The 19058-nt window shown below is 65.6% G+C and carries 15 protein-coding genes; 7 read left to right on the top strand and 8 right to left on the bottom strand.

Translation table 11 applies throughout. The annotated features are described in order from the left end of the window. Nucleotides 1-10 precede the first annotated feature (10 nt). From ACIP21_RS27215 to ACIP21_RS27205, 3 genes are all read left to right on the top strand, one after another. A complete protein-coding gene (locus ACIP21_RS27215; protein WP_400694490.1) occupies nucleotides 11-1204 on the top strand; it encodes an HlyD family efflux transporter periplasmic adaptor subunit in 1194 nt (397 codons plus the stop codon). Then, a complete protein-coding gene (locus ACIP21_RS27210) occupies nucleotides 1201-2736 on the top strand; it encodes a DHA2 family efflux MFS transporter permease subunit (protein ID WP_400694488.1) in 1536 nt (511 codons plus the stop codon). Before ACIP21_RS27215 ends, ACIP21_RS27210 begins: the two co-directional genes overlap by 4 nt. Nucleotides 2737-2880: 144 nt before the next feature. Continuing rightward, a complete protein-coding gene (locus tag ACIP21_RS27205; protein WP_400694486.1) occupies nucleotides 2881-3627 on the top strand; it encodes an SDR family oxidoreductase in 747 nt (248 codons plus the stop codon). A 5-nt stretch (nucleotides 3628-3632) separates the two neighbouring features. Here ACIP21_RS27205 and ACIP21_RS27200 read toward each other — a convergent pair whose 3' ends face one another. From ACIP21_RS27200 to ACIP21_RS27180, 5 genes are all read right to left on the bottom strand, one after another. Continuing rightward, nucleotides 3633-5696 (bottom strand): PAS domain-containing protein, encoded by a 2064-nt coding sequence (locus tag ACIP21_RS27200; protein ID WP_400694484.1) that lies wholly within the window; start codon nucleotides 5694-5696, stop codon nucleotides 3633-3635. 60 nt (nucleotides 5697-5756) lie between these two features. Continuing rightward, nucleotides 5757-7829: an ATP-binding protein gene (locus ACIP21_RS27195; protein ID WP_400694483.1), complete on the bottom strand. Its 2073-nt coding sequence runs from the start codon at nucleotides 7827-7829 to the stop codon at nucleotides 5757-5759. 61 nt (nucleotides 7830-7890) lie between these two features. Further along, the gene (gene mapR / locus ACIP21_RS27190; protein ID WP_400694482.1) at nucleotides 7891-9300 is read right to left on the bottom strand and encodes a GntR family transcriptional regulator MpaR; all 1410 of its coding nucleotides are present in this window, start codon (nucleotides 9298-9300) and stop codon (nucleotides 7891-7893) included. Between the two features lie 39 nt (nucleotides 9301-9339). Next, nucleotides 9340-10710 (bottom strand): cytochrome c oxidase accessory protein CcoG, encoded by a 1371-nt coding sequence (gene ccoG, locus ACIP21_RS27185; protein ID WP_400694480.1) that lies wholly within the window; start codon nucleotides 10708-10710, stop codon nucleotides 9340-9342. A gap of 122 nt (nucleotides 10711-10832) precedes the next feature. Next, nucleotides 10833-11072, bottom strand: a complete 240-nt coding sequence (locus ACIP21_RS27180) for a DUF3203 family protein (RefSeq protein ID WP_400694478.1) — start codon at nucleotides 11070-11072, stop codon at nucleotides 10833-10835. Between the two features lie 183 nt (nucleotides 11073-11255). On the opposite strand from ACIP21_RS27180, the gene ACIP21_RS27175 reads away from it, so the two are divergent. Continuing rightward, the gene (locus ACIP21_RS27175; protein WP_400694476.1) at nucleotides 11256-11774 is read left to right on the top strand and encodes an MgtC/SapB family protein; all 519 of its coding nucleotides are present in this window, start codon (nucleotides 11256-11258) and stop codon (nucleotides 11772-11774) included. A gap of 532 nt (nucleotides 11775-12306) precedes the next feature. Here the strand turns inward: ACIP21_RS27175 and ACIP21_RS27170 are convergent. The 3 genes from ACIP21_RS27170 to ACIP21_RS27160 all read right to left on the bottom strand — a co-directional run bounded on the left by ACIP21_RS27170 (nucleotide 12307) and on the right by ACIP21_RS27160 (nucleotide 14588). Next, on the bottom strand, nucleotides 12307-13206 hold the full coding sequence (locus ACIP21_RS27170; RefSeq protein ID WP_400694474.1) for a hydroxymethylglutaryl-CoA lyase: 900 nt from the start codon (nucleotides 13204-13206) through the stop codon (nucleotides 12307-12309). A 13-nt stretch (nucleotides 13207-13219) separates the two neighbouring features. Further along, on the bottom strand, nucleotides 13220-13618 hold the full coding sequence (locus tag ACIP21_RS27165; protein WP_400694472.1) for a MerR family DNA-binding transcriptional regulator: 399 nt from the start codon (nucleotides 13616-13618) through the stop codon (nucleotides 13220-13222). Nucleotides 13619-13709: 91 nt separating this feature from the next. After that, entirely contained in the window at nucleotides 13710-14588 is an 879-nt protein-coding gene (locus tag ACIP21_RS27160) for a helix-turn-helix domain-containing protein (protein WP_400694470.1), read from the bottom strand. A gap of 129 nt (nucleotides 14589-14717) precedes the next feature. Between ACIP21_RS27160 and pobA the strand changes: the two genes are divergently transcribed. The 3 genes from pobA (at nucleotide 14718) to ACIP21_RS27145 (ending at nucleotide 18881) form a co-directional block, all read left to right on the top strand. Continuing rightward, nucleotides 14718-15905, top strand: coding sequence for a 4-hydroxybenzoate 3-monooxygenase (gene pobA / locus ACIP21_RS27155; protein ID WP_400694468.1), 1188 nt, complete (start codon nucleotides 14718-14720; stop codon nucleotides 15903-15905). 233 nt (nucleotides 15906-16138) lie between these two features. Next, nucleotides 16139-17932, top strand: a complete 1794-nt coding sequence (ggt, locus tag ACIP21_RS27150; RefSeq protein WP_400694467.1) for a gamma-glutamyltransferase — start codon at nucleotides 16139-16141, stop codon at nucleotides 17930-17932. Between the two features lie 67 nt (nucleotides 17933-17999). Next, on the top strand, nucleotides 18000-18881 hold the full coding sequence (locus ACIP21_RS27145; RefSeq protein ID WP_400694466.1) for a LysR substrate-binding domain-containing protein: 882 nt from the start codon (nucleotides 18000-18002) through the stop codon (nucleotides 18879-18881). The last annotated feature ends 177 nt before the right edge of the window (nucleotides 18882-19058 follow it).

Here is a 19058-nt window from a genome sequence, read left to right as displayed (position 1 = left end):
AGGTATTCCCATGGCCACTCCCACTGACACCTCAACTCCTTCCGCCGACGCCCCGCCGTCGGGCAAGCGCAAGGCCTGGCTGCTGGGCCTGTTGCTGCTGGTGCTGCTCGGCGGCGCCGCTACCTGGGCCTGGTACAGCCTGGTCGGGCGCTGGCACGAGAGCACCGACGATGCCTACGTCAATGGCAACGTGGTGGAAATCACCCCGCTGGTGACCGGCACCGTCACCAGCATCGGTGCCGATGACGGCGACCTGGTGCACGCCGGCCAGGTGCTGCTGCAGTTCGACCCGTCCGACAGCGAGGTGGCCCAGCAGGCCGCCGAAGCCAAGCTGGCGCGCACCGTGCGCCAGGTGCGCGGGCTGTACAGCAATGTCGACTCGCTCAAGGCCCAGTTGCAGACCCGCCAGGCCGAGCTGCAGAAGGCCCAGCAGAACTACAACCGGCGCAAGGTGCTGGCCGACAGCGGGGCGATCGCCGCCGAGGAAATCTCCCACGCCCGCGACGACCTGAGCGTGGCCCAGGCCGCCGTCAACGCCGCGCGCCAGCAGCTCAACACCAGCACCGCGCTGGTCGACGACACCGTGGTGTCCTCGCACCCTGAAGTGATGGCCGCCGCCGCCGACCTGCGCCAGGCCTACCTCGACCACGCCCGCACCACCCTGGTGGCGCCGGTCACCGGCTACGTGGCCAAGCGCACCGTGCAGCTCGGCCAGCGCCTGCAGCCGGGCACCGCGACCATGGCGGTGATCCCGCTGGACGAGGTGTGGATCGACGCCAACTTCAAGGAAACCCAGCTGCGCGACATGCGCATCGGCCAGCCGGTGGAAGTCAGCGCCGACCTGTACGGCAGCGAAGTGAAGTACAGCGGCACGGTCGACAGCCTCGGCGCCGGTACCGGCAGTGCCTTCGCCCTGCTGCCGGCGCAGAATGCCACCGGCAACTGGATCAAGATCGTCCAGCGCGTGCCGGTGCGTATCCACCTCAGCCCCGACCAGCTCAAGGACCACCCGCTGCGCATCGGCCTGTCCACCGTGGTCGAGGTCGACCTGCACGACCAGAGCGGCCCGGCCCTGGCCCAGCAGCCGCCACAGCAGGCCAGCTACACCACCCAGGTGTATGACCGCCAGCTGGGCGAGGCGGACAACCTGATCGCCCGGCTGATCCACGAAAACAGCGCCACCGGCAAGACGGCCCAGCGATGAGCAATGACGCCCCGGCCCAGTTCACCCCGCCGAGCCTGCTGCTGACCACCATCGGCCTGTCCCTGGCGACGTTCATGCAGGTGCTCGACACCACCATCGCCAACGTGGCGCTGCCGACCATTTCCGGCAACCTGGGGGTGAGCTACGAGCAGGGCACCTGGGTGATCACCTCGTTCGCGGTGAGCAACGCCATCGCCTTGCCGCTGACCGGCTGGCTGAGCCGGCGCTTCGGCGAAGTGAAGCTGTTCATCTGGGCCACGCTGCTGTTCGTGCTGGCCTCGTTCCTCTGCGGCGTCGCCCAGTCGATGCCGGAGCTGGTCGGCTTCCGGGTATTGCAGGGGGTGGTGGCCGGGCCGTTGTACCCGATGACCCAGACCTTGCTGATTGCCGTCTATCCCCCCGCGAAGCGGGGCATGGCCCTGGCCTTGCTGGCGATGGTCACGGTGGTGGCGCCGATTGCCGGGCCGATACTCGGTGGCTGGATCACCGACAGCTACAGCTGGCCGTGGATCTTCTTCATCAACGTGCCGATCGGCCTGTTCGCGGCTGCCGTGGTGCGCCAGCAGATGCGCACGCGGCCGGTGGTGACCAGCCGCCAGCCGATGGACTACATCGGCCTGCTGACCTTGATCGTCGGCGTCGGTGCGTTGCAGGTGGTGCTCGACAAGGGTAACGACCTGGACTGGTTCGAATCGTCGTTCATCATCGTCGGCACGCTGATCTCGGTGGTGTTCCTGGCGATCTTCATCATCTGGGAGCTGACCGATCGCCATCCGGTGGTCAACCTGCGCTTGTTCGTGCACCGCAATTTCCGGGTCGGCACCATCGTGCTGGTCGGGGGCTATGCGGGGTTCTTCGGCATCAACCTGATCCTGCCGCAGTGGTTGCAGACGCAGATGGGCTACACCGCGACCTGGGCGGGGCTGGCGGTGGCGCCGATCGGCCTGCTGCCGGTGATCATGTCGCCGTTCGTGGGCAAGTACGCGCACCGTTTCGACCTGCGGGTGCTGGCAGGGCTGGCGTTCCTGGCGATCGGTACCAGCTGCTTCATGCGGGCGGGGTTCACCAGTGAAGTGGACTTCCAGCACATTGCCCTGGTGCAGTTGTTCATGGGCATCGGTGTGGCGCTGTTCTTCATGCCGACGTTGAGCATTTTGCTGTCGGACCTGCCGCCGCACCAGATCGCCGATGGTTCGGGGCTGGCGACTTTCCTGCGGACCCTGGGCGGCAGCTTCGCCGCGTCGCTGACGACCTGGATCTGGATTCGCCGGGCGGACCAGCACCATGCCTACCTGAGCGAGCACATCAGTCAGTTCGACCCGGCGACGCGGCATACCCTGGAGCAACTGGGCGGGGCGAGTTCGCAGAATTACGCGCAGCTGGAGCAGATCGTCAATGCGCAGGCGTACATGATGTCGACGGTGGACTACTTCACCTTGATGACCTGGGTGTTTGGCGGGTTGATTCTGCTGGTGTGGTTGGCCAAGCCGCCGTTCACGGCGAAAGCGGGGCCGGCTTCGGCGGGGCACTGAGGCGTGCGGCGCCTGTGAGATCGAGCGCCGCGCTAGCGGTGCTCGATCCGCCCAGGCGCAAGAATACCTGGGCGCACACCTCTTGCCCCCACCCAATCCAATCGCCTATCGTCGATCCTCCCATCCCAACCGATCGACAGTTCCATGCAGAAAGTCATCCTCATCACCGGCGCCAGCCGTGGCATCGGCGCCGCCACCGCACTGCAGGCCGCCCGCGAGGGCTATCGCATCTGCATCAACTACCACGCCGACGACCAGGCCGCCGAGCAGATCCTCGCCCAGGTCCGCGCCCTGGGCGCCGAGGCCATCAGCGTGCGCGCCGATGCCAGCGTCGAGGACGAGGTGATCCGCCTGTTCCAGCACGTCGACGAAGCACTCGGCCCGGTCACCGTGCTGGTCAACAATGCCGGCACCATCGGCCAGCAGAGCCGTGTCGAGGACATGTCGGAATTCCGCCTGCTCAAGGTGATGAAGAGCAATGTCGTCGGCCCGATGCTCTGCGCCAAGCACGCCCTGCTGCGCATGGCCCGCCGCCATGGCGGCCAGGGCGGGGCCATCGTCAACGTGTCGTCGGTTGCCGCTCGCCTGGGTTCACCCAACGAATACGTCGACTACGCCGCCTCCAAAGGCGCCCTCGACACCTTCACCCTCGGCCTTGCCAAGGAAGTGGCGGGCGACGGCGTGCGCGTCAACGGCGTGCGCCCCGGGTACATCCACACCGGTTTCCATGCCCTGAGCGGCGACCCGCAGCGCGTCGCCAAGCTCGAATCCGGGTTGCCGATGGGGCGTGGCGGGCGCCCTGAAGAAGTGGCCGAAGCCATCCTCTGGCTGGCCTCGGACAAAGCCTCGTATTCCACGGGCAGCTTCATCGATCTGGGCGGTGGGCGCTAGGTGCATCACGGCTGTTGATCATCCAGGAGCCGACGCACGTTCTCGGCCAGCGCCTCCAGCTCGAACGGTTTGGTCAGCACCCGCGTACCCTGCAGCAACTGCCCATCGCTGAGCGCCGCGCTTTCGTCGTAACCGGTGATGAACAGCACTTTCAGCCCAGGATGCTGCTGGCGGCACAGCTCGGCCAGTTGGCGGCCGTTGAGGCCTCCGGGCAGGCCGATGTCGCTCAGCAGCAGGGCAGGGCGCGGATTGTGCGCAAGGTACGCCAGGGCGTCGGGGCCGTTTGCGAACGCGTCGACCTGGTAACCCAACTCTTCCAGCACTTCGCCGACCACCAGGCGCAACGCCGCCTGGTCCTCGACCAGCAGGATGCGCTCACCGGTCGGAACGCCACGCTCCAGCGCCGGGAGCCTGGACGGCTGAACCGGGGCGGCCGGTTGCTGGTCATGGCGGGGCAGGTAAAGCGTGACCTGGGTGCCCCGGCCCAGGCCGGACAGCAGCCGAATGTTGCCGCCCGACTGGCGCACGAAACCGTACGCCATCGATAGCCCAAGGCCGGTGCCCTGGCCCATGGGCTTGGTGGAGAAGAACGGGTCGAAGGCGCGGGCTGCCACCTCATCGCTCATGCCAGCGCCGTTGTCCTTGACCTCCAGGCAGACATAATCGCCGACGGGCAGCTCCAGTAGCGCCGCCTGTTCGCCATCGAGCGAGACGTTGCAGCCGTGGATATCGATCGTGCCGCCCTCGGGCAGGGCATCACGGGCGTTGATGCACAGGTTGAGCAGCGCGCTTTCCAGTTGGGGAGGATCGATGAACGTCGGCCACAGCAGGTTGGCAAACTGGCAGCGAAGGCTGATGGCAGGGCCGATGGTGCGGTGCAGCAAGTCTTCCATGCCTCGCACCAGTGCGGCCACCTGGGTCGAACAGGGTTGCAGGGTCTGCTGGCGCGAGAACGCCAACAACCGGTGCACCAGCGAAGAGGCGCGCAATGCCGAACTGTTGGACAGTTCAAGCAAGGGTTCGAGCTTGTCATAGCGCTGCTGCAGCAGGCGCTGGTGCATCAGTTCCTGGGCGTTGAGGATGCTGCCCAGCATGTTGTTGAAGTCATGGGCAATGCCACCGCTGAGCAGGCCCACGGCCTCCATCTTCTGCGCCTGGCGCAGTGCCTGCTCGGCATCGGCCAGGCGTTGCTGCTCGCGCACTCGCTCGCTGATGTCATAGGCAAACAGATAGGCGCCCAGTAACTGGCCGTCGTGATCGCGCAGGGTGTTGAAGTGCAGTTCGTAGTGGCGTGTGCCAAAGGCACCGATCTCGGTGAAGCATTCGCCTGCCAGCGCACGTCGCCACATGGGCAGGACCAATTGGCAGTCCTGGGGGAAATCGCGGATAAGGGATGGCAGGCAGTCGCCGATCTCGGGCGTCTTGCCATAGAGGTCGTGAAAGTCGTCCTTGGCTTGACGGTTGATCGCCAGCCAGCGCATTTGTGGGTCGATCGCGTGCACATTGACCATGCTGTGCTCGACCATCTCGGCAAACAGCCGCCGTTCGGCGAGGGCCGTGCTGACCCGCTGCTCGAGCTCGCTGTTCAGGCGTTGCAATGCAACCTCGGCCTTGCGCCGTTCGGTCACGTCCTTGAACAGCACCGCGACCTGGCGACGCTGCGCCGGCTCCACGCGAAACGTGGTGATCGACAGCACATGGCCGGTGGCGACCAGTTCCTGCTCGAACTGCAACGGCACCCCGGTACGCAGCACACTGCCATAACGCGCCACCCAGTCGTCCGCCTCGTCGGGCACCATCTCGCGCAGCTTCTGGCCAACCACGTCGGGAATGCCGGCGTGCTTGGCATAGGCGGCGTTGGCCATGACGTGCACGTAGTCGCTCAGTGGGCCGTGGGGGCCATCGAAGAACTCGATGATGCAGAACCCTTCGTCCATGGTATCGAAGAGGAAACGGTACACGTCATTGCCCAGCGCCTGCTGGTGGGCCAATGTCGTCTCCAGTTCGGCCACGCGCTGTTGCAGTGCAGAGAGTTGCTGGTGCAGATGAGGGGGGGCGCGATGAGGCATCGAGGTATCCGACGAGAGTCAGTTCGCAACTGTATCCTGAGCGCCGTCGTCGCGGCTAGCTCAAGGGCGCACCGGCAACATTTCAGCGACGCGATCGGCCAGTTCGGACAGCTTGAAGGGTTTGGTCAATAGCGAGGTGTTAGGCAGGGGCTGGCCGTTGTGCAAGGCTGCGCTTTCGTCATAGCCGGTCACGAACAGCACATGCAGATCAGGAAACAACGCTTGCCCACGTTCGGCCACTTGCAGGCCGGTCAGACCGTCCGGCAAGCCAATGTCGCTGATCAACAGGTCTGGCGGCGCGCTGCTGGCGAGGTAGGCGAGTGTCGCCGGGCCTGAGGCAAATGCGACGACCCGGTGGCCCTGATCCTCGAGTACTTCGCGGATGACCATGCGCAAGGAGGCCTGGTCTTCCACCAGCACGATGGTCCTTGCGCTGGCGTCGGCGGGGGCGGTACTGACAGGGATATCAGGCCGGGCCTGGGCGCAGGCTGCCCCCTGATGACGGGGCAGGAGCATCTCGACGTGGGTGCCGTCGCCGGGGGTGGAGGTGATGTGCAACTGGCCGCCCGACTGGCAGACGAACCCATACACCATCGACAAGCCCAGGCCGGTGCCTTGGCCGATGGGCTTGGTGGTGAAGAAAGGGTCTACCGCCCGCGCCAGAACCTCGTCCGACATGCCTCGGCCATCATCCTTGACGCCCAGGCGAATGTAATCGCCGGGCGGCACGCACAGCGCCTGGGCCTGTTGCGCGTCGAGCGTGACATTGCTGCCGTGCACCGTGATCGTGCCGCCGCTGGGCAGGGCGTCGCGCGCGTTCAGGCACAGGTTGAGCACCGCACTCTCCAGCTGCGGCGGGTCGATGAAGGTCAGCCACAACGGCTCGCTGAAATGGGCGAGCAAGGTAATCGCCGGGCCGATACTGCCGCGCACCAGGGTCTCCATGTTGCGCAGCAAGGTGCAGACGTCGGTCGGGTGGGGCTGCAAGGTTTGCTGGCGGGAGAATGCCAGCAAGCGCTCGACCACCGAGGAGGCCCGCAGTGCCGAGCTGTTCGCGACCTCCAGCAACCTGTCCAGCTGCTCATAGCGACCTTGTTGCAGACGCTGTTGCATGAGCTCCTGGGCACCGAGAATGCCGCCGAGCAGATTGTTGAAATCATGGGCCACGCCACCGCTGAGCTGGCCGACCGCCTCCATCTTCTGGGCCTGGCGCAGCGCCTGTTCCGCCGCCTGCAGGCGCTCCTGGGCGGCCACCCGGTCGCTGATGTCGTAGGCGAACAGATAGGCCCCTGCCATGCTCCCGTCGCTGGCGCGAAAACCATTGAAACGCAATTCGTAATGGCGCTTTCCCAGGCCTTGGCCGAACACATCGCTGATGATGAATTGTTCGCCGGCGAGCGCGCGGCTCCACAGCGGCATGATCAGGTCACGGTCCCGGGGGTTGCAGGCCATCAAGTCGGGCATGTAGTCGCCTACTGCGGGGGTGATGCCATACAGGTGACAGAAGTCCAGCTTGGCCTGGCGGTTGATCGCCAGCCAATGGAAGCTGCTGTCGATCATGTGCACATTGGCCGCGCTGTGGTCGACCAGTTCCGCGAACCAGCGGCGCTCGGTCATGGCCTGGCCGATCCGTTGCTCGAGGGCCACGTTGGCCCGTTGCAGTTCCCGCTCGTTGTTGCTGCGGGCCGTGACATCCTTGAACAACACCGCGACCTGGCGTCGCTGCTCAGGTTCGATGCGAAAGCTGGCGACCGAGAGCACCTGGCCGGTGGCCCGCAGCTCCTGCTCGAACTGCAGTGGTTGGCCGCTGCGCAAGACATCGGCATAACGGGCGATCCAGCTGTCCGCTTCATCGGGCACCAGTTCGCGCACCTTGCGCCCTTTCAGGCTGCCGACGCCGGCGTGCCTGCTGCAGGCGGCATTGACGAGCACATGCACGTAGTCGCTGAGCGGGCCTTGGGGGCCGTCGAGGAACTCGATCACGCAGAAGCCTTCGTCCATGGTGTCGAACAGGAACTGGTAGAGGTTCGGGTCTTGGTCCTCGTAGCGCGCCAGGCGCAACTGCAATTGCGCATTGGCGCGTTGCAGGTCGACGATTTGCTGTTGCAGGGCTGGCACATCGCGAGAGGGCATGGAGACGTCCGAAGGTTGGGCGCAAGACTCCAGACTGTAATGCCTCCGGGGGCGTGATGCATCAGAAGGAACGGACAATTTTACCAAGCACTTCCATGGCTTTTTCAGCGCCTGCATGCCAGGGCGTGCCGTAGTTCAGGCGCAAGCAGTTGGCAAAGCGCCGGGTCGGGGAAAAGATCGGCCCGGGGGCGATGCTGATGCCTTGGGCCAGGGCCATGTGGAACAGCTTCAGGGCGTCCATCTGTTCGGGCAGTTCCAGCCACAGGAAATAGCCCCCGGACGGTTGGCTGACCCGGGTCTGCGCCGGGAAGTGGCGGCCGATGGCCGCGAGCATGTTGGCCTGCTGGCCTTCCAGGGCGTAGCGCAGCTTGCGCAGGTGGCGGTCGTAGCCGCCGTGCTGCAGGTAGTCGGCGATGGCCGCCTGGGCTGGCATCGAGGCGCACAGCGAGGTCATCAGCTTGAGCCGTTCGATCTTCTGTGCGAAGCGCCCGGCGGCCACCCAGCCGATGCGGTAGCCGGGGGCCAGGCTCTTGGCGAAGGAGCCGCAGTGCATCACCAGGCCCTGGGTGTCGAAGGCCTTGGCGGGTTTGGGCGCCTGCTGCGAGTAGTACAGCTCGGCGTAGACATCGTCCTCGATCAGCGGCACCTGGTGGCGGCGCAGCAGCTCGACCAGGGCCTGCTTCTTGGCCTCGGGCATGCTCGCACCCACCGGGTTCTGGAAGTTGGTCATGCACCACACGGCCTTGACCGGGTGTTTGTCCAAGGTCTGCGACAGCACCGCCAGGTCCATGCCTTCGCGCGGGTGCACGGGGATTTCCACGGCCTTGAGCTTGAGCCGCTCCAGCACCTGCAGGCAGGCATAGAACGCCGGTGCCTCGATGGCCACCAGGTCGCCCGGTTCGGTGACGGCCTGCAGGCACAGGTTCAGGGCTTCCAGCGCACCGTTGGTGATCAGCAGTTCCTCCATCGGCAGCATCAACCCGCCGACCATGTAGCGCAGGGCGATCTGCCGGCGCAACAGGGGGTTGCCCGGCGACAGGTCGGTGACCACCATGCGCGGGTCCATCGCCCGGCTGGCGCTGGCCAGCGAGCGCGACAGGCGCTGCAGCGGGAACAGCTCGGGGCTGGGGAAGGCCGAGCCGAAGGGCACGGTGTTGGGGTCCTTCATCGAGTCGAGGATGGAGAACACCAGGCCGCTGACGTCCACTTCGGTCGACTCGCTGATCGGCTCCAGTGCCTGGGGTTCGTTGAACGGGCGCGGCGTGTGGGCGTTGACGAAGTAGCCGGAACGCGGCCGGGCGCGGATCAGGCCGCGGCGTTCCAGCAGGTAGTAGGCCTGGAACACGGTCGATGGGCTGACCCCGTGGGCCTGGCTGGCATAGCGCACCGAAGGCACGCGCTGGCCAGGGCCGAGCACCCCGGAGCGGATCAGTTCGGCGATGTCGTCGGCAAAGCGTTCGTAGCGTTTCATGGCGGCTCGGCGGGTAAGGTATGAGGGCAGTGTAAGGGATCAGCGGTTCAGCGGCGCGACGAAGCGGCTGTGCGCGACGCTGCGGATGGCCGGCTGGTCGCTGTCCTGGACCTCGAAGGCCAGCGCCTGCGAGGCGCTCGTCGGGCGTTCGGCCAGCATCGCCACCGACACCGGCAACTCGCTCATTGCGCCGGCCGGGATGACCAGCTCGGTGTTGCCGTGGAGGACGAAGCCCTCGGCATCGAGCAAACGCAGGTGATAGCGCCGGGGGGTAGCGGTCTTGTTGATGACCTTGAGCAAGTAGATGTTCTCGATCTGGCCCTGGGCATTCTCGCGGAACAGGCCGCGGTCCTTGAGCACATCCAGCGACACCATGGGGCGTAGCTGCAGGGCCAGCACCAGCGCGGCGATCATCACCAGCAGCGCGATGGCATAGCCCAGCAGGCGCGGGCGCAGCCAGTGGGCAGTGCCGCCTTGCAGGCTGTGTTCGGACTTGTAGCCGACCAGGCCGCGGTCATAGCCCATCTTGTCCATGACGCTGTCGCAGGCATCGATGCAGGCGGCGCAGCCGATGCAGGCCATCTGCAGGCCATCGCGGATGTCGATGCCGGTGGGGCACACCTGCACGCACAGGCTGCAGTCGATGCAGTCGCCCAGGCCCTGGGCGCGGGCGTCGCTGCCTTTCTTGCGTGCGCCGCGCGATTCGCCGCGGCGCGGGTCGTAGGCCGGAGCCAGGGTGTGCTGGTCGAACATCACGCTCTGGAAGCGTGCATAGGGGCACATGTGCAGGCACACCGCTTCGCGCAGCAGGCCGGCATTGATGTAGGTGGCGGCGGTGAAGAACAGTACCCAGAACAGCGCCACGTCGCCCAGTTGCAGGGAGAGCAGGTCCGCGAGCAGCGGGCGGATCGGTGTGAAGTAGCCGACGAAGGTCAGCCCGGTGGCCAGGCCGATCAGCAGCCACAGCCCGTGCTTGGCCATGCGCCGGGCCAGTTTGTTCAGGCCCCAGGGCGCGGCGGCGAGCTTGATGCGCTGGTTGCGGTCACCCTCGGTGAGCTGTTCGCACCACATGAACAGCCAGGTCCAGGTGCTCTGCGGGCAGCTGTAGCCGCACCAGACCCGGCCGGCGTAGACGGTGATGGCGAACAGGCCGAAGGCGCAGATGATCAGCAGCGCCGAAAGCAGGATGAAGTCCTGTGGCCAGAAGGTTGCAGCGAAGATGTGGAACTTGCTGTCGGCCAGGTCCCATAGCACGGCCTGGCGACCTTGCCAGTCCAGCCACGCGGTACCGAAGAACAGCACCAGCAGCGCACCGGCGAAGGCGATGCGCAGGGTGCGGTACAGGCCGCTGAAGCGGCGGGTATGGATAGCGTTGGCGGCAATCTGCAAGGCAGGGATTGTGTCGGTCATGGCGTCGGTGCTCGGCGGGCCTCGATCAGGCACGCGCACTATGGCCTTGGGGTCGCTTTCAGCACAGACTCAGTTCTGCCGATAAAAACCGTATCAGATGATCGCCAAGGGTTGCCGAGGCCCTATATGACCGAGCCCGGTGCGCTGGCCTTCAGGTGCCTGCGGCTATCCACCGCACCGATCACGGTCAGCGCGTCGGCTTCGGCTTCGGTGATCGGGAAGCGCTCGCCGGCGAGGATGGCCACGGACATGTGCAGCTGTTCGTCGGTGACGATCTCGACTTCCGGGCCGTTGCCTTCGATGCGCAGGGTGTCACCGATGAGGGTGCAGCGGCCGGTGCTTTCTTCGACTTCGATGGGCATGGTGGAATCCTCCGGGGGTGGTTACAGGTTGTGACCACAGGGTGCGGAAGGTTGCTGCATCGGGGGCACTCTGCGGGCTGTGCAGGGGTCAACTCTTTGAGGCACCTGTACTGGCCTCTTCGCGGTTTTACCCGCGAAGAGGCCAGTACAGGCGACACATCACTAAAGCCCGGTACCTGACCCATGGACTTCATCTGGCAAGCCATCCAGGCCGAATTCGCCGACATCACCGACCTTCGCGAGGTCATCCGCATACTCGTGCGCCTGCTGATGGCTGCCGTGCTCGGCGCCGTCCTGGGCTTCGAGCGCGAACACAAGGGCAAGTCCGCCGGGGTGCGCACGCATATGCTGGTGTCGCTGGGCGCCGCGTTGTTCGTGCTGGCGCCAGGCATGGCCGGCGCCGACCAGCAGGCCCTGAGCCGGGTCATCCAGGGCATCGTCGCGGGTATCGGTTTTCTTGGCGCGGGCACCATTCTCAAAGGTAACGGCCAGGACACCAGCCACGTCAAAGGCCTGACCACGGCGGCGGGCCTGTGGATGACTGCCGCGATCGGCACGGCGGCGGGCATGGGGCGCGAAGCCACGGCGCTGATCAGCACGCTGCTGGCGCTGCTGGTGCTGGGCACGATGCCGCTGGTGGTGGACAAGCTCGAGGGGCAGGACGAGGAGAAGCACAATGAGGAGGGGGGCAGGAAGCACTGAGGGGAGCCGAAGCTCCCCTCAAAGCGTTGTTGCCTGCTCTTTTTTTATTATTGAGGCTGGCCTTTTGTTGTTTTTGTAGGCTTGCCTTGGTGTCGCGTGCGACCCCCATGCGGGGTCAAGAGCAAACGTATTTTTTTGAGCGCTGACCTGCTTTCATCCTGTGGATCCGAACCTGACTGCCGCTACCTTGAGGTAGTTTTATTGTTCTGTGCCAGACCGCGGGGCGAACCCCTGAAAAGCTTGTCGACTCCAAAAAAATCTGCTTGCTGCGCCTCTGCCGTGTTGTTCTTGTTATGTCAGAGCCGTTACATGTTGTTTTTATTGGGTATCGCGTTTTTCTTGTTGTTGTACCAAAGCTATAGCAGGTGCCGTGCCAACTTTTTAAAACCCTTTAAAATCAATGCCTTGGTTGAAATCGACAAAATCGGTCGGCCTGGATTTTTGTCGATTTGTTTCCCTGTTACCCGATTTTTTGCTGGAAACCGTGGGGGCGGTAACACTCACCCACACTCATGTGACACTGGCATGAAACTCATTGTGCGCTGCGCGCACGCGCTACCCGCGAGCCATTGGCCCGGCCCAGCACCTGGCTGATGCGCTGCCCGGCGGCGATCAGCCGGTCGAGGTCGATACCGGTCTCGATGCCCAGGCCTTGCAGCAGGTACAGCACGTCTTCGCTGGCGATGTTGCCAGTAGCCCCCTTGGCGTAGGGGCAGCCGCCCAGGCCGGCGACCGAGCTGTCGAACACGCTGATGCCTTCGAGCAGGCTGGCATAGACATTGGCCAGGGCCTGGCCATAGGTGTCGTGGAAGTGCCCGGCCAGCTGCTCGCGCGGGACCACGGCCGAGACCACCTCGAACAGCCGGCGGGTGTCACCGGCAGTGCCGCTGCCGATGGTGTCGCCCAGCGAAACCTCGTAGCAGCCCATGTCATGCAGGGCCTTGGCCACCGGCGCCACCTGCTCGGCGCGGACCTGGCCTTCATATGGGCAGCCAAGCACGCACGACACGTAGCCGCGCACCCGCACACCGTGGCTGCGCGCCGCTTCCATGATCGGCTCGAAGCGCTGCAGGCTGTCGCTGATCGAGCAGTTGATGTTGCGTTGGGAGAATGCCTCGGAGGCGGCGGCGAACACCGCGACTTCCTTCACCCCGGCCGCCAGTGCGTCCTCGAAACCACGCAGGTTGGGGGCCAGGGCGGCATAGGTGACGCCTTCGCGCTGGCGGATGGCGGCGAACACCTCGGCCGAGCCGGCCATCTGCGGTACCCACTTGGGCGAAACGAAACTGCCGACTTCGATGTAGCCGAGCCCGGCCTCGGTGAGGTCGTCGACCAGGCGCACCTTGTCGGCGACGCTGATGGGCTGGGCTTCGTTCTGCAGGCCGTCGCGAGGGCCGACTTCGACCAGGCGGACGTGGGCGGGCATGGGCATGGTGGAGTTCCTGTCAGCGGTTGTGTTTGTTGTTCAGGGTGGCGGCCAGGGCCTGTTCGCAGCGCTCCTGGGCGGTGTCCAGCTCCAGTTGCATCTGGTGGATGTCGAGCATCTGCTGCTCCAGCTGGGCGCGACGCTCGGCGATCTTCGCCAGCATGCTGTTGAGCTGCTTGAGGTTGCCGCTGGTGGGGTCGTACAGCTCGATCAGCTCGCGGCACTCGGCCAGCGAGAAACCGATGCGCTTGCCGCGCAGGATGAGCTTCAGGCTGACCTTGTCGCGGGCCGAATAGATGCGCTCCAGGCCGCGGCGCTCAGGGCTCAGCAGGCCCTGTTCCTCATAGAAGCGGATGGCGCGGGTGGTGATGTCCAGCTCGCGGGAGAGGTCGGAAATGCTGTAGGTCTGGCTGCTCATGCTTGGGCTCGGCGGGGTGGATGAGCGTATCCTGAAGCCAGGTTGACGTAAACGTCAAGCGGCCGCGAAAGGGCCGGTGCAGGCGAAGCGATCATTCAGGCTGCACCGACCGCCGATAGCCATTGGGCGTCTGCCCGCTCAACCGCTTGAAGAACCGCGCGAAGTACGTCGGGTCAGTGAACCCCAGGCTGTCGGACAACTGGCCAATGCTCATGCGCGTGTAGACCAGGTTGCGCCGCGCCTCCAGCAGCAACCGCTGGTGAATCACCTGCAACGCCGTCTGCCCGCTCAGGGCCCGGCACAGCTGGTTGAGCTGCAAGCTGGGGATGTTCAGCCGCGCGGCAAAGTCTTCCACCGACAGGTGCTCGCGGTAGTGGGCCTCGACCAGCCTCAGGTACTGCCCCAGCAGTTGCCGGTCGCGTTCATCACGGGTACGCGGCGCCTGCCCCAGCTGCTGGCGGCGGCTGATCCACACCATCAACGCCGTCACCAGTGCCTCCAGCAGGGGCGCGCGCCCGGGCGCGTTGCCCTGGTATTCCTGTTGCAAGGTTTCGATCAGCCCGCGAAGGCGCACGCGGTCCTTGCCCAGCGGGTAGCACGCCGCCTTCGCCAGCACGCCCAGGGGCGTCCCCAGGCGCTGTTCCAGGTCGGCCACCAGCGCGGTGCCGAAGGTCAGCACATGGCCCTGGATGTCGGCGCTGAAGCGAAAGCCGTGCACGGTCAGGGGGGGCACCACCTGGATCGCCGCTACGCCGAGGGTGCTGCGCACGCCTTCGATCTCCACCTGGGCCTGGCCACGTTGCACGTACAGCAACTGGAACAGGTCGGCGTGCTGGTGCGGTTTGATTTCCCAGTGATGCAGGCGGCTGCGCGCCGGGATCGACTCGCAGTGCAGCAGGTCGGTGCCGGGCCAGTGCTGGTTTTCGCCATACAGCTGGAACAACGGGACGCCGGGGAGGGTGGATTTCATGCGGCGAATACCTGTCCGTTAATCGAACGTTTTTTGTAAAAGTGCAGTTTTTGCATCGGATAGCACAGTTAATTGGCAGTTATTGCCAGTAAAAATGCAAGGGCTAACCCCAATAACGAGACAAAAACAATGAACACTCAGGTTGCAATCATCGGTGCAGGTCCGTCTGGCCTGCTGCTTGGCCAACTGCTGCACAATGCCGGCATCGATACGGTCATCCTCGAACGCCAGAGCGCCGAGTACGTGCTCGGCCGGATCCGTGCCGGGGTGCTCGAACAGGGGACCGTCGACCTGCTGCGCGAAGCCGGCGTGAGCGAGCGCATGGACCGTGAAGGGCTGGTGCACGAGGGCGTCGAACTGCTGGTCGGCGGGCGCCGCCAGCGCCTGGACCTCAAGGGGCTGACCGGCGGCAAGACGGTGATGGTCTACGGCCAGACCGAAGTCACCCGCGACCTGATGCAGGCCCGCGAGGCCAGCGGCGCGCCGATCATCTACTGCGCCAGCCAGGTACAGCCGCACGAACTCAAGAGTGAACGGCCCTACGTGACCTTTGAGAAAGATGGCCAGGTCCACCGTCTGGACTGCGACTACATCGCCGGTTGCGATGGCTTCCACGGCGTATCGCGCAAGAGCATCCCCGCAGGCGTGCTCAAGGAGTACGAGCGGGTCTACCCGTTCGGCTGGCTGGGCCTGCTGTCCGATACCCCGCCGGTCAACCACGAGCTGATCTACGCCCACCACGCGCGCGGCTTCTCGCTGTGCAGCCAGCGCTCCGAGACCCGCAGCCGTTACTACCTGCAGGTGCCACTGGGCGAGCAGGTGGAAGACTGGCCGGACGATCGCTTCTGGGGCGAACTCAAGGCGCGCCTGCCCGAGGACGTGGCGCAGCGCCTGGTCACCGGGCCTGCGCTGGAAAAGAGCATCGCGCCGCTGCGCAGCCTGGTGGTGGAGCCGATGCAGTACGGTCACCTGTTCCTGGTCGGCGACGCCGCGCATATCGTCCCGCCCACCGGGGCCAAGGGGCTGAACCTGGCGGCGTCGGACGTCAACTACCTGTACCGGATCCTGGTCAAGGTGTACCGCGAAGGGCGTACCGACCTGCTGCAGCAGTACTCGCCGCTGGCCCTGCGCCGGGTATGGAAAGGCGAGCGCTTCAGCTGGTTCATGACCCAGCTGCTGCATGACTTCGGCGAGGAAAAGGACGCCTGGGACCAGAAGATGCAGGAGGCCGACCGGGAGTACTTCCTGTCGTCGCCGGCAGGGTTGGCGAACATTGCCGAGAACTATGTCGGGCTGCCGTACGAAGAGGTGGTCTGAGCCAGGTGCTTGTCCTGGGTAGGAGCGAGCGTTGCTCGCGATGGGGCGCGAAGCGGCCCCAGGTTCTCGGCTTCGCAGCGGATATTGCGGGGGCTGCCTGGCAGCCCATCGCGAGCAACGCTCGCTCCTACGGGGGCTGCCTGCAGACTAGGGGAATCACGCCAGGGCTTGAAGTCAAGAATCTGCATGACTCACAGTGGGCCGCTTAATAGGTAACCGCAGGGAGCAACCCCATGACCTTTCCTATCCGGCTGTTCGGCGTGCTGTGCCTGGCCTGCGCCGGCAATCTGGCCTGGGCCGACCAGGTGCTGCTGCCCACGCCACCGGAGCTCGAATCCGGCTACCGCAGCGGCCTGCAACCGGTACATGCCAGTCGGCACATGGTCGCTGCCGCCAACCCGTTGGCCAGCGAGGCGGGCCGGGCGATGCTGCGCGCCGGCGGCAGCGCCATCGACGCGGCGATCGCCATGCAGATGGTGCTGACCCTGGTCGAGCCGCAGTCCAGTGGCATTGGCGGGGGAGGCTTCATCCTCTACTGGGATGGCCAGCGCGTGCAGGCCTACGATGGTCGTGAAACCGCGCCGGCCGGGGTGACGGAGAAACTGTTCGTGCAACCCGACGGCACGCCGATGCCGTTCCGGGCGGCGCAGGTCGGTGGGCGTTCGGTGGGCGTGCCGGGCGTGTTGCGGGCCTTGAAGCTGGCCCACGACCAGCATGGCAAGCTGCCGTGGAAGGACCTGTTCACGCCAGCCATTACCCTGGCCCGTGAGGGTTTTCTGGTGTCCGAGCGCCTGCACACCTTGGTGGCGGGCGACCCCTACATTGCCCAATCACCGGCCATGGCAGGTTATTTCCTGGATGCGCAAGGCAAGCCGCTGGCCATCGGCACGCGCCTGCGCAACCCCGCGCTGGCGCAGACCTTCGAGCGCATTGCCGGGCAGGGCGTCGATGCGTTCTATGCCGGCGAGATCGCCGAAGCCATGGTGGCCGCCGTGCACAACCATGCCAACGCGGGCTACCTGTCACGCGAGGACCTGCTCCGCTACCAGGCCAGGGAGCGCACGGCCGTCTGCGGTCCGTACAAGGCCTGGAACATCTGCGGCATGCCGCCGCCGTCTTCGGGCGGGGTGACGGTGCTGCAGACCCTGGGCATCCTCGACGCGCTGCAGCGCCGCTCGGCGCAATATGACCTGGCGCGCTTGCCTGTGCGCCAGGTCGAGACCGTGGCGGGCCTGGAACCCGCGCCGCTGGCCGTGCACCTGATGGCCGAAGCCGAGCGCCTGGCCTACGCCGACCGTGCGCTGTACCTGGCCGATAGTGACTACGTGCCGGTGCCGGTCAAGGCGCTGATCGACCCCGGCTACCTTGCCGAGCGCGCCGGGCGCATCGGCGAGCACAGCATGAAGCAGGCACGCCCCGGCAAGCCCCAGGGCGCCGACCTGGCACTGGCGCCGGACCGTTCGCCGCTGCGCATCTCCACCTCGCACCTGTCGGCCGTGGATGATCGTGGCCAGGCCCTGGCCATGACCACCTCGGTGGAGTCTGCGTTCGGCTCTCACCTGATGGTCCACGGCTTTCTCCTCAACAACCAGCTGACCGACTTCTCGTTCCTGCCCGCGGAGAATGGCCAGCCGGTGGCCAACCGGGTACAACCGGGCAAGCGCCCGCTGTCGGCCATGGCACCGACCCTGGTGTTCGCCCGCGACAGCGGCGAACTGGTGGCCAGCCTCGGCTCGCCGGGCGGTTCGCAGATCATCGAGTACGTCAACAAGGCCCTGGTCGGCCTGCTGGACTGGCAGCTGAACCCGCAGCAAGCCGCCAACCTGCCCAACTTCGGCAGCCGCAACGCCGGCACCGAGGTGGAAGCGGGGCTGGCCAGCCCGGCGCTGATCCGCCAACTGGCCGCCTGGGGCCATGAAGTTTCGCCGATCCCCATGACTAGCGGCATGCAGATCATCCAGCGCACAACCGAAGGCTGGTCGGGTGGCGCCGACCCGCGCCGGGAGGGTGTCGCGTTGGGCGACTAGCGCGCGTTGCGGTGGAGCAGAGGGCGTGATAGAACCCAGGCTCGTCATTCAGAAGTTGAATAGCCAGATGTCCATCAGCGTTAAATCGAATAGAGCCCTGTTCGACCTCGACCTGCTGCGCGCCATCGTCGTGGTGGCCGATTGCGGCAGCTTCACCACGGCCGCCGCGCGCCTGCACTCCACCCAGTCGACCATCAGCCAGAAGGTCCGGCGCCTCGAGGACATGGTGGGGCATCGCTTGCTGGTGCGTGGTAATCGCGATGTCTTGCCGACCGATGCCGGGCAGACGTTGCTTGGCTATGCCCGGCATATGCTGGCGCTGAACGACCAGATGCTCGAGGCCCTGGCCGGGGCCATGGTCGGCGTCACGGTGCGCCTGGGCGTGCCCGAGGACTTCGTCGGTGGGCGCACCACCAATGCGCTGTCGGCATTCAGTCGGCGGCACCCGCAGGTCAAGCTGGAGGTCACCAGTGGGCTGTGCCGTGACCTCAGCCAGGGCTACGACAACGGCGAACTCGACCTGGTGCTGCTCAAGCAGCGGCGCAACAGCCGCGAGGGCGTGGCCTGCTGGCCCGAGCGGCTGCAGTGGATCGACAGTGCGCGACTGCCGGCGTTCGAGCTCGATCCGATCCCGCTGGTGACCTTTCCGCCGCGCGGGCTGTACCGGGAGGACATGATCAGTGCGATCGAGGGGATGGGGCGGCGCTGGCGCATCAGCTTTACCAGTTCGAGCCTCAGTGGGATCCAGGCGGCGGTGGCTGACGGTATGGGCATCAGCTTGCTGCCGCCTCGGGCGGCGACCGGCGAGCACCGGGTGCTGGGGCAGGCCCAGGGGTTGCCTGAGGTGGACAGTTACGAGATCGTCATCGTGCACAAGCCGACGGCGGATGTGATGGTCAAGGACCTGGCCGAGGTGATGAGCCAGTTGTTGGCCGGTGGGGGGATCTGAGCCGGCTTGCTTGTATGTTGATCTGCTTTGCCTAAAGCAAAAGCCAAAAGCTGGGCTGCGCTGGTTTTGATTGGGGCGGGTCATTCATTGGCGATGTCGACGCATAGTCACCTTTTCGCCCTTACGGCGAGTCACTTTTTGTCAAACGCGACAAAAAGTAACCAAAAAACGCTGGCT

This window comes from Pseudomonas sp. NPDC089401 (assembly GCF_044749485.1).
Taxonomy (GTDB): Bacteria; Pseudomonadota; Gammaproteobacteria; order Pseudomonadales; family Pseudomonadaceae; genus Aquipseudomonas.
Note: the sequence above shows the minus strand (reverse complement) of the source record. Positions and strands in the feature narration are given on the sequence as shown.

Coding starts and splice junctions, on each gene's coding strand:
- pobA (WP_400694468.1), top strand. CDS start 14,718: ATGAACACTCAGGTTGCAATCATCGGTGCAGGTCCGTCTGGCCTGCTG.
- ACIP21_RS27215 (WP_400694490.1), top strand. CDS start 11: ATGGCCACTCCCACTGACACCTCAACTCCTTCCGCCGACGCCCCGCCG.
- ACIP21_RS27160 (WP_400694470.1), bottom strand. CDS start 14,588: ATGAAATCCACCCTCCCCGGCGTCCCGTTGTTCCAGCTGTATGGCGAA.
- ACIP21_RS27145 (WP_400694466.1), top strand. CDS start 18,000: ATGTCCATCAGCGTTAAATCGAATAGAGCCCTGTTCGACCTCGACCTG.
- ACIP21_RS27195 (WP_400694483.1), bottom strand. CDS start 7,829: ATGCCCTCTCGCGATGTGCCAGCCCTGCAACAGCAAATCGTCGACCTG.
- ACIP21_RS27175 (WP_400694476.1), top strand. CDS start 11,256: ATGGACTTCATCTGGCAAGCCATCCAGGCCGAATTCGCCGACATCACC.
- ACIP21_RS27165 (WP_400694472.1), bottom strand. CDS start 13,618: ATGAGCAGCCAGACCTACAGCATTTCCGACCTCTCCCGCGAGCTGGAC.
- mapR (WP_400694482.1), bottom strand. CDS start 9,300: ATGAAACGCTACGAACGCTTTGCCGACGACATCGCCGAACTGATCCGC.
- ACIP21_RS27170 (WP_400694474.1), bottom strand. CDS start 13,206: ATGCCCATGCCCGCCCACGTCCGCCTGGTCGAAGTCGGCCCTCGCGAC.
- ggt (WP_400694467.1), top strand. CDS start 16,139: ATGACCTTTCCTATCCGGCTGTTCGGCGTGCTGTGCCTGGCCTGCGCC.
- ccoG (WP_400694480.1), bottom strand. CDS start 10,710: ATGACCGACACAATCCCTGCCTTGCAGATTGCCGCCAACGCTATCCAT.
- ACIP21_RS27180 (WP_400694478.1), bottom strand. CDS start 11,072: ATGCCCATCGAAGTCGAAGAAAGCACCGGCCGCTGCACCCTCATCGGT.
- ACIP21_RS27200 (WP_400694484.1), bottom strand. CDS start 5,696: ATGCCTCATCGCGCCCCCCCTCATCTGCACCAGCAACTCTCTGCACTG.
- ACIP21_RS27210 (WP_400694488.1), top strand. CDS start 1,201: ATGAGCAATGACGCCCCGGCCCAGTTCACCCCGCCGAGCCTGCTGCTG.
- ACIP21_RS27205 (WP_400694486.1), top strand. CDS start 2,881: ATGCAGAAAGTCATCCTCATCACCGGCGCCAGCCGTGGCATCGGCGCC.